General features: G+C 67.2%; 1 protein-coding gene. It reads left to right on the top strand.

Features of this window, described 5'->3' with window-relative positions:
- Nucleotides 1-594: FAD-dependent oxidoreductase (locus EN781_RS33730; RefSeq protein WP_127400790.1), on the top strand; the 594-nt coding region annotated here is incomplete at both ends.

The raw sequence follows: 594 nt of genomic DNA, 5'->3' as shown, positions 1-594 counted from the left end.
GGACCTCAACTACAACGCAATGGTCAGCCAGCGCGGCGTCATCAACCTCTACCACTCCGACGCCCAGCGCGATGCCTATGCGCGGCGCGGCAACACCATGCGCATCAACGGCATCGACGCCGAACTGCTCGACCTCGCGGCGGTCAAGAAGATGATGCCGTTCCTGAACTTCGACAATGCGCGCTTTCCCGTGCAGGGCGGGCTGCTGCAGCGGCGCGGCGGCACGGCCCGGCACGACGCCGTCGTGTGGGGCTACGCGCATGCGGCCAGCGAACTCGGCGTCGACATCATCCAGAACTGCGAGGTCACCGGCTTCACGCGCGATGCCAACGGCAAGGTGACCGGCGTCGAGACCTCGCGCGGACGCATCGGCGCCGGCAAGGTCGGCATGGCGGTCGCCGGCTCCACATCGCGCGTCGCGGCGATGGCGGGCCTGCGCCTGCCGATCGAAAGCCATGTGCTGCAGGCCTTCGTCTCGGAAGCGATCAAGCCGCTGCTGCCCAATGTCATGACCTTCGGCGCCGGCCACTTCTATGTCAGCCAGTCGGACAAGGGCGGCCTGGTCTTCGGCGGCGACATCGACGGCTACAATTC

It is taken from the genome of Mesorhizobium sp. M4A.F.Ca.ET.090.04.2.1, assembly GCF_003999085.1.
In the GTDB taxonomy this organism is placed as follows: domain Bacteria; phylum Pseudomonadota; class Alphaproteobacteria; order Rhizobiales; family Rhizobiaceae; genus Mesorhizobium.
Note: the sequence above shows the minus strand (reverse complement) of the source record. Positions and strands in the feature narration are given on the sequence as shown.